This is a genomic window from Pedobacter sp. 01N416, assembly GCF_056399685.1.
The window spans coordinates 1-8,692 of record NZ_JBFTRT010000381.1 but is presented as its reverse complement, the minus strand read 5'-3'; the positions used below and the strand labels follow the sequence as shown (position 1 = coordinate 8,692).

General features: G+C 38.4%; 8 protein-coding genes. 4 read left to right on the top strand and 4 right to left on the bottom strand.

Features of this window, described 5'->3' with window-relative positions; genetic code table 11:
• Window positions 1–451: 451 nt before the first annotated feature.
• Genes gap through pfkA form a run of 3 tightly spaced genes read right to left on the bottom strand, consistent with a single transcriptional unit; the run spans window position 452 to window position 3,288 of the window.
• Window positions 452–1,450 carry a type I glyceraldehyde-3-phosphate dehydrogenase gene (gap, locus tag AC1DND_RS19380; RefSeq protein ID WP_029280245.1) on the bottom strand — a complete coding sequence of 333 codons (999 nt, stop codon included), beginning with the start codon at window positions 1,448–1,450 and terminating at the stop codon, window positions 452–454.
• A 7-nt stretch (window positions 1,451–1,457) separates the two neighbouring features.
• A complete protein-coding gene (locus tag AC1DND_RS19375) occupies window positions 1,458–2,300 on the bottom strand; it encodes a hypothetical protein (RefSeq protein WP_230145453.1) in 843 nt (280 codons plus the stop codon).
• A gap of 1 nt (window position 2,301) precedes the next feature.
• Window positions 2,302–3,288, bottom strand: a complete 987-nt coding sequence (gene pfkA / locus AC1DND_RS19370; protein ID WP_108200905.1) for a 6-phosphofructokinase — start codon at window positions 3,286–3,288, stop codon at window positions 2,302–2,304.
• A 111-nt stretch (window positions 3,289–3,399) separates the two neighbouring features.
• Between pfkA and AC1DND_RS19365 the strand changes: the two genes are divergently transcribed.
• Complete coding sequence (locus tag AC1DND_RS19365) at window positions 3,400–3,759, top strand: NUDIX domain-containing protein (RefSeq protein ID WP_477584102.1); 360 nt, start codon at window positions 3,400–3,402, stop codon at window positions 3,757–3,759.
• 72 nt (window positions 3,760–3,831) lie between these two features.
• On the opposite strand, the gene AC1DND_RS19360 is transcribed toward AC1DND_RS19365, so the two are convergent.
• Window positions 3,832–4,692 carry an N-acetylglucosamine kinase gene (locus tag AC1DND_RS19360; protein WP_029280252.1) on the bottom strand — a complete coding sequence of 287 codons (861 nt, stop codon included), beginning with the start codon at window positions 4,690–4,692 and terminating at the stop codon, window positions 3,832–3,834.
• Between the two features lie 220 nt (window positions 4,693–4,912).
• On the opposite strand from AC1DND_RS19360, the gene AC1DND_RS19355 reads away from it, so the two are divergent.
• From AC1DND_RS19355 to accC, 3 genes are read left to right on the top strand one after another with little or no spacing between them, the layout of a single operon-like run.
• Window positions 4,913–5,935, top strand: a complete 1,023-nt coding sequence (locus AC1DND_RS19355; RefSeq protein ID WP_477584100.1) for a threonine aldolase family protein — start codon at window positions 4,913–4,915, stop codon at window positions 5,933–5,935.
• A 47-nt stretch (window positions 5,936–5,982) separates the two neighbouring features.
• Entirely contained in the window at window positions 5,983–6,765 is a 783-nt protein-coding gene (locus tag AC1DND_RS19350; RefSeq protein ID WP_477584098.1) for a hypothetical protein, read from the top strand.
• Between the two features lie 6 nt (window positions 6,766–6,771).
• Window positions 6,772–8,283, top strand: coding sequence for an acetyl-CoA carboxylase biotin carboxylase subunit (gene accC, locus AC1DND_RS19345; RefSeq protein WP_477584096.1), 1,512 nt, complete (start codon window positions 6,772–6,774; stop codon window positions 8,281–8,283).
• The last annotated feature ends 409 nt before the right edge of the window (window positions 8,284–8,692 follow it).

The following is an 8,692-nucleotide window of genomic DNA, read 5'->3' as shown; positions in this document are numbered from 1 at the left end:
GATAAACATCGTTCCGTTTATTACTCTACAAATATAGTAAAAAATTTGATAGTGTAAAAAATACACTAAGAAAAATTTAAGTATTTTTTTTGTCATTTTTTATTTACCGACCCTTTTGTAAGGGATTTTGGTGTTTAAAACGACTATGTTGCAAATATAGCAGAAAAATATGTTAAGTAATTGTTAAATATTGTCAATTTATGGTACGATTTAGTCAAACGTTTGTTTAATTCTTGGTAAAAAGTCAATTTTATGAAATTTATTGGCAATTTTTTGGTCTTTGTAAGATATTAAGTGAATTTTTGATGTGAATATTGAATAAAAACAATTTTAGATATGGTTTTGAAATTGAATTTTATAGGTGAAAATTGTGTTTAAAACAAAAAGGCAACATTAAATGAATAATGTTGCCTTTTATATAGCCTTGTAAAGCGCTTAAAGCACTTTTTTGTTACAAACTTGCGTAATATTCTACAAATTTAGCTAGTGCAGAAGAATATCCCCATTCGTTATCGTACCAAGATACCACTTTAACGAAATTATCATTTAATGAGATACCTGCTTTTGCATCAAAAATAGACGCGTGGTCATCGCCAATAAAGTCAGAAGAAACAACTTCGTCTTCAGTATAAGCCAATACACCTTTTAATTCGCCTTCAGAAGCTGCTTTCATAGCTGCTTTAATTTGCTCATAAGTAGCTGGTTTTTCTAAACGTGCAGTTAAATCTACAACAGAAACGTCAGCCACAGGAACACGGAAAGACATACCAGTTAATTTACCTTTTAATTCAGGTAAAACCATACCTACTGCTTTAGCAGCACCAGTAGAAGAAGGGATAATGTTAGAGAAACCGCCACGGCCACCTCTCCAGTCTTTAGCAGAAGGACCATCAACTGTTTTTTGAGTTGCAGTTACAGCATGGATTGTGCTCATTAAACCTTCAACAATACCAAAGTTATCGTTTAAAACTTTAGCAATTGGCGCTAAACAGTTTGTAGTACAAGATGCATTAGAAACAATAGTTTGATCTGCAGTTAATTTATGGTGGTTTACGCCCATTACATAAGTAGGGATATCGCCATCTTTAGCAGGAGCAGAGAAAACTACTTTTTTAGCACCGGCAGCGATGTGTTTCTCAGCATCGGCACGGGTTAAGAATAAACCTGTAGATTCGATCACTACTTCAACACCTACAGCATCCCATTTTAAATCAGCTGGATTTCTTTCTGCGGTTACGCGGATTGTTTTACCATTAACCACTAAATTACCATCAACAACTTCAATAGTGCCATCAAATTTGCCATGTGTAGTATCATATTTTAACATGTATGCCATATAATCTGGCTCGATCAAATCGTTAATCGCTACAATATCTAATCCTCTTTTTAATGCGGCTCTGAAAACCAGTCGGCCAATACGGCCAAAGCCGTTTATTCCAATTTTGCTCATTGTTCTGTTAATTAATGTAATGTTTTAATAAATTTTGTATTGGTTCTTTAATAATGCTTTTAATTTTTATGTCGTATCTGCCCGCTACCAACCTTAACCGGTCTTCGAGCTCGGCACCTACCTTACCTACAATATGTATCTCCCGGTCGTTGTATTTTTCTGCCATAGGCAAAACATAAGTTTCGATATATTTTTCAAATCCTCCATCAATCAGCTTACGGATATATTCGTGTTTACTGTTTTGGGTAAAGAAATCGAAAAATGAAGTTAAAAATATATTTGCCTGTGGCTTATTGTAAATACGTTCTAATATTTGCGGGCGGTCTAGATTGTAGGTTAATGTGAATTTGGTTTCAATGTCTTTAGGCATTTTAAGGCTCAGAAATTCCCTTAGGAGTATTTTTCCAAAGTAATTTGAAGAACCCTCGTCGCCTAAGATATAACCCAGTCCAAAGTTATTGTTTATTGGCTTTTTTCCATCAAAGTAAGCACAATGTGCGCCACTGCCCAGCATGCCAACGATCCCTGGCTGATCATAACAGGCGGCTTTGGCGGCACCGAATAAATCATTTTCTACTACAATTTTGCTGTATTTGAAAAATGATGCAAGGGTTTTGGCCAATTCCTCTTTTCTGTCTGCTGATGATGCTCCGGCTGCAAAGAAATAAATTTTCTTTATGTTTTCTGCATTATTAACCAAAGCAACTTTTTTGTTTAAAATCTGTAAGATTGTTTTTGGATCAACAAAGCAAGGGTTTAAGCCAGTAGTATTGCAATGTGCCACTACCTGTCCATTTTGTGTTATTTTCCAAAATGCTGTTTTCGATCCGCTATAAACAACTGCTATCATATTATATTGAAAGTACCTCTGTCATTTCCATTAAATCGGGCTCGAGTTTAAAAGAATGAGCGGTTAAAGCCTCTCTTATGCTGGTTAATTTTATTTCATTTCCCTTTAAGCCTACCATTTGCTCCGTTTCGCCTGCAATTAACGCATTTACCGCGGCAAAACCTAAACGACTGCCCAAAATTCTGTCGAAACTGCTTGGGCTGCCACCACGTTGAAGGTGGCCAAGTATGGTTACTTTGGTATCGTAATGATCAAAAGTTTCTTTTACCTTCTTAGCAATATCGTAAGCGCCACCCTGTTTATGACCTTCAGCCACGATAACAATACTCGATGATTTTTTTGTAGCTGCGCCTAAGGCCAGTTTATTAATCAATTCGTTAACGCTGGTTTCTCTTTCAGGTAACAAAACAGCTTCTGCACCACTGGCAATCGAACTTCTTAATGCAATACATCCCGAATCGCGGCCCATTACTTCTATAAAGAACAAACGGTCATGCGCATCGGCAGTATCCCTGATTTTATCAATCGCTTCGATTACTGTATTAATAGCAGTATCGTAACCCAGGGTAAAATCAGATCCAACTAAGTCGTTATCAATTGTACCTGGTATACCGATTACCTTAACTCCAAAAGTTTCCGAAAAACGTTTCGCTCCGGTGAAGGTTCCGTCGCCACCGATTACCACTAGTCCATCAATACCGTTCTTCTTTAAGTTATTGTAAGCAATCTGTTGACCTTCGTCTGTTTTAAACTCTAAACAGCGTGCAGTTTTTAATATGGTACCGCCCAAGTGTAAAATATTACTTACAGAACGGGCGTCCATTGGTTTTATGTTGTCGGTAATTAAACCCTGGTAACCTTGCATTACACCAAACATGTTAATGCCATGGTAAATTCCGGTACGTACAACAGCTCTGATTGCAGCATTCATTCCAGGGGCATCGCCTCCAGAAGTTAATACGGCTATATTTTTTATATTTGGCTCCATCTTTATAATACGAATATAGTGTGTATTTTTTACACTAAGTAATTTATTTTATTTTTTTTACTTAATATTGAAAGTCATACCTTTATCTGCTTAAAATAACTAAATTTTACTTTGGAACAAATTTTACCTCATTTAGATTCTGTATTCTCGATAGATTGCGTTTTGTTTGGATTTGATGGTAAGGAATTAAAAATCCTACTGATCGAAAGGAATGAAGAACCGTTTAAAGATTGGTGGGCACTGCCCGGTAACATTGTTGGTCCTGATGAGAGTTTAGATCAATCAGCCTCCCGCATTTTGTACGAACTTACCGGTTTGCGCGGTATTTATATGGAGCAGTATTATGCTTTTGGCGATCCGCACAGGCACCCGCAAGGAAGGGTAATTACTTTGGCTTATTATGCTTTGATCCGTTTGGGCGGAGATAAAGAGCTACGCCCGATCAGTACTTATGCCAAATCCCCGATTTGAATTTCAAATCGGGGATTTTTATATGGTTGTAATCCGACTCCGGACTAAGAACTCCAGACTTAGGATTATGGACTAAGCCTTCGGCGCTAACTCCAGGTGATAATGTACCAGATCATCTATAGGTGAGCGGATAATCTTGCCCACGCCCATTTCGTAACGGTCGGCTACTATACTTAAAATATCACGGAAACTATAACCTACAGAACCCACACAGTTTAATTTGTGGTCTTTGTAGTTAGGGTAGTGGATTACCAATGCTTCGAAAAACGCAGTAAAAGCATAATCAATGGTAGCAAAAGCATAATCTTCGTAGTTATCTTTAAAATCGTATAAGAATTTACTAAAGCTTGCGCAGAAACGGTTTGGCAGGGGCTTATTATAAATATTATCGAAAATATCTTCGTTGGTTAATGCGTAGTTGTCGTAAAAAGCTTCACGTAGCCCTTTCGGCATGTAACCTTTCATGTAATCGCTTAAAATGCGTTTACCGATGTACGAACCGCTACCTTCATCACCCAGGAAATACCCCAATGAATCGATGTTCATGGTAATTTCAGATCCATCATAAAGGCATGAATTTGTACCTGTGCCTAAAATAGCAGCAAATCCTGGCTCGTTTCCAAGGAGTGCTCTAGATGAAGCAAGTAAATCATGGCCTACAAAAATGGTTGCATTGGTGAAGATCTGTTGCATGGCATCGGCCACAATCTTAACATTTGCAGGTGTAGAACAGCCGGCACCGTAGTAATAAACTGCTGTTAATTTCTCTCTTTCCAAGTGGTCTGGAAGAGACTCATTCAAAGACTTTACAATGTACTCTCCTTTTGAAAAATATGGATTGTAACCTTCGGTGTTAAAGTAAATTTTTCTGCCGGCCTCGTTAATCAAACACCAATTTGTTTTGGTAGATCCGCCGTCTGCAATTACTATCATTTTATTTATTTTTGGTTTTAGCACGATAAAAGTATAAAAAGTCTTATATTTTGTATCCTTTTTTTTAATAATTTTTTAACAATTTGTTGTTGTCGAAAATTAAGTGTGTAAAAAATACACTATATAGGGCGTTTAATCGCCGAAAAACCTTAAAATTATACCAGAAAGGGCATTGGTCTTTTTTTTTAACCTCAACAATATTTTACAACCAGATAGCGAAATGAACAACAGATTTTTAGATTTCAGGAGTGATACGGTAACCAAACCTTCTGCCGGAATGTTAGATGCCATGATGAATGCAAAAGTGGGCGACGACGTTTTTGGTGAGGACGAAACGGTGCATGCGTTGGAGACAAAACTGGCTTCGACCTTTAATATGGAAGCCGGATTATTTTGCCCGTCAGGAACGATGACCAACCAGATTGCGATCAAGTGTTTTACCCAGCCCATGGACGAGGTGATCTGCGATCAGACCGCACATGTTTACCGCTACGAAATTGGAGGCATTGCCTATCACTCTGGCGCATCGGTAAGGTTGTTGCATGGCGAACGCGGAATTCTGACTCCAGAGCTGATTGAACCCGAAATCAATGAAGATAACATCCACTACCCCAACTCAAGTTTGGTTGTTTTAGAAAATACAGTAAATAAAGGTGGCGGAAGCTGTTATACCTTATCACAGATTGCCCCGATCCATCACCTCTGTAATATAAAAGGATTGAAACTGCATTTAGATGGTGCGCGTATTTTTAATGCACTTGTGGCAACAGGGGATGAGGCGGGCGAGTATGGCAAATATTTTGATGGGATTTCGGTCTGCCTATCCAAAGGACTTGGTGCACCAGTTGGCTCTGTGCTATTGGGCAGCAAGCAAATGATTCATAAAGCCCGAAAAATTAGAAAAGCTTTCGGTGGAGGCATGCGTCAGGCAGGTTTTTTGGCTGCTGCTGGCATTTATGCGCTCGATCATCACGTAACACGCTTAAAAGACGATCATGCCCATGCGCAGGCTCTGGCAAATGCACTGGCCAGGGCAAAATATGTAAAATCGGTAATGCCAGTTGAGACCAATATTGTTATTTTTGAAGTAGAAAAAGGATCGGCAGAGAAAATTGTACACCAATTGAAAGAAAAAGGACTGCATTGCAATACCACCAGTGCCAGTACCATAAGGTTGGTTACCCATTTAGACCTTACTCCTGTAATGATCGATCAAGCTATTGAAATAATTTTGCACCTTTAAGGGGAAACTCATATTTTACCTCTATAATCAAATATCAAAAACAATATATGAAAACAATAAAGTTTTTAGGGATATTTTTGTTGGTTGCATTTTCAGCGAAGATTAAGGCTCAAGAAGTTATTCAAACAAATTTTTTAGATCAAAGTGCAAAATATGATTTTTCGAAAATATGGGTCAGGGATAGCATTGCCGACCTATATGTAGAAAATGAAAATGAAAATAAAAAAATTAAAACTCCAGAACCTATCGGCTTTATTGGAGATAATTACCAGAGATTTTATATTCATTTGGTTTCTGTTGTAAAGGATATGGAAAATCCAAATGAATACTTTGCTTATGGAAAAACCAAGGTAAAAAATAATTTATGTGCCTTTCAGGGAAAAATTAAGATTACCAGTGCACAGTTCGGAAAAGAAAGCGATAATCCTAAATTTAAACGAGGCAGTATTATTGTTGATATTGTGTTTTTTGAAGATCAGAATATAATTTCTTCAGGCACGATAAAGGGGAAAATGAAAACAAATTTTGTTTTAGATATAAAAGGAAATATGTTTTATGATTCTGTAAATTTTGTTGCAGATGGTTTTTCAAATAATACATTTGAAGGAATCTGGACGAGTTATAAAACTAAAGTTGCTAAAAAATGTAACTGGGGGGATTTCAGAATCCCAAGCTGTGGCGATCTTGATATAGGTGCAGGTGAATTTAGCGTAAATGATAAATATCTTAAGAGTGGTTGGGAAACTTATAGATTAGCTTATGGTGGTAGCAATAATTCTGACTCATACAAAATTGCCAATAGAAAAGAATCTGAAAAGTGGTGGAAATAAAATAATATGTCTAACAACTCCAAACCCTTAATCCCAATCTCCAAACTGCTTATCGCGAACCGTGGCGAAATCGCTTTGCGTATTATGCGTTCTGCGAAGGAAATGGGCATCAAAACAGTAGCTGTTTTTTCTGAAGCAGACCGTAATGCGCTGCATGTACGTTATGCCGATGAAGCGGTTTGTATTGGGCCAGCTCCATCTAATCAAAGTTACCTGGTGGGCGAGAAGATTATCGAAGCCTGTAAATTAACTGGTGCAGAGGCCATTCACCCAGGCTATGGTTTCTTGTCTGAAAATGCCGGTTTCGCGCAAAAAGTTGCCGATGCCGGACTTATTCTGGTTGGTCCTTCACCGCAGGCCATGGAAACCATGGGTAACAAATTATCTGCAAAGGCAGCGGCTTTAAAATATAATATCCCGATGGTGCCGGGAACGGAAGAAGCTATACAGGATGTAAATGAGGCAAAACAACGCGCCATCGAAGTTGGTTTCCCCATATTGATCAAAGCTGCTGCAGGTGGCGGGGGCAAGGGTATGCGTATTGTAGAGCGGGCTGAAGATTTTGAAGAACAGATGCAGCTTGCGGTAAGTGAAGCTACCTCAGCTTTTGGCGACGGGGCTGTTTTTATCGAACGTTATGTTACCTCGCCAAGGCACATCGAAATACAGGTTTTGGGTGATACCCATGGCAATATTGTTCATCTTTTTGAACGGGAATGCTCTGTACAGCGTCGTCACCAAAAAGTAGTAGAAGAAGCACCCTCGTCGGTTTTAACTGAAGAAATCAGGAAGCAAATGGGTAAGTGTGCGGTAGATGTGGCCCGTTCGGTAAATTATACCGGCGCAGGTACCGTTGAGTTTATTTTGGATGAGAACCTCGATTTCTTTTTCCTGGAAATGAATACCCGATTGCAGGTAGAACATCCTGTAACCGAATTAATTACAGGTATAGATCTGGTAAAAGAACAGCTAAAAATAGCCTCAGGCGAAAGACTTAGTTTTAAACAAGAGGACTTAAAAATCAGCGGGCATGCTATAGAACTTCGCGTTTATGCCGAAGACCCGGCCAATAATTTCCTGCCTGATATTGGCACCTTGCAGACTTACAGTACACCTAAAGGCAATGGGGTAAGGGTTGATGATGGCTTTGAGCAGGGCATGGAAATCCCGATTTATTATGATCCGATGATTGCCAAACTGATCACTTTTGGGAAAGATAGGGAAGAAGCGATTGAACGAATGGTGAGAGCAATTGAAGAATATGATATTACAGGGATAGAAACTACTTTGGGTTTTGGTAAATTTGTGATGCAGCACGAGGCTTTTAAAACGGGTAATTTCGATACGCATTTTGTAGGTAAATACTTTAAGCCAGAAAGCTTAAAGGTACAGGATGAAACAGAAGCCTTAATTGCTGCGGTAATTGCTGCAAAACTGTTTGATAAAAAAGAGGTGAAGTTGAGTGGTGCAGCAGTTAAAAATAGCTCCGATTGGAGAAAAAATAGATTGAAGTATTAATATACTTTTAATGAGATCGTCATGCTGAACTTGTTTCAGTATCTTTCTTGCTAATAAATAATAAAATCCGTTATTGCGATAATCGTCATTTCGAGTTTTAATTCATCGTTTAATAGTTAATTGTTTTTTCCCCATGGGCACAGTCTGGCTTCGGCTCGCCGCCGCCGATGGGCTCTTTCTTTTTGATGTCAAAAAGACCAGCGTAGCTAGCTTGAATGCCGATGAAAACATAAAGCTCATGAAAAAACAAAAAACACCGGCTGAAAATTTTTCTTTCGAAGCGAGTAGGTTGGCTTGGGCAGTGCAGTCCGAAAAATTTGTTAGGCCGGATTTAAGTAGAACGAGGATATGGTGCTATGGCTTAGTTGGGCGGAAAAGCATAAAGCGAAAAATAGGTTAAGTTTTAACC

Excerpts from the sequence above, each read along its gene's own strand:
- accC (WP_477584096.1), top strand. The coding sequence starts at position 6,772 with ATGTCTAACAACTCCAAACCCTTAATCCCAATCTCCAAACTGCTTATC.
- AC1DND_RS19360 (WP_029280252.1), bottom strand. The coding sequence starts at position 4,692 with ATGATAGTAATTGCAGACGGCGGATCTACCAAAACAAATTGGTGTTTG.
- AC1DND_RS19350 (WP_477584098.1), top strand. The coding sequence starts at position 5,983 with ATGAAAACAATAAAGTTTTTAGGGATATTTTTGTTGGTTGCATTTTCA.
- AC1DND_RS19375 (WP_230145453.1), bottom strand. The coding sequence starts at position 2,300 with ATGATAGCAGTTGTTTATAGCGGATCGAAAACAGCATTTTGGAAAATA.
- gap (WP_029280245.1), bottom strand. The coding sequence starts at position 1,450 with ATGAGCAAAATTGGAATAAACGGCTTTGGCCGTATTGGCCGACTGGTT.
- pfkA (WP_108200905.1), bottom strand. The coding sequence starts at position 3,288 with ATGGAGCCAAATATAAAAAATATAGCCGTATTAACTTCTGGAGGCGAT.
- AC1DND_RS19355 (WP_477584100.1), top strand. The coding sequence starts at position 4,913 with ATGAACAACAGATTTTTAGATTTCAGGAGTGATACGGTAACCAAACCT.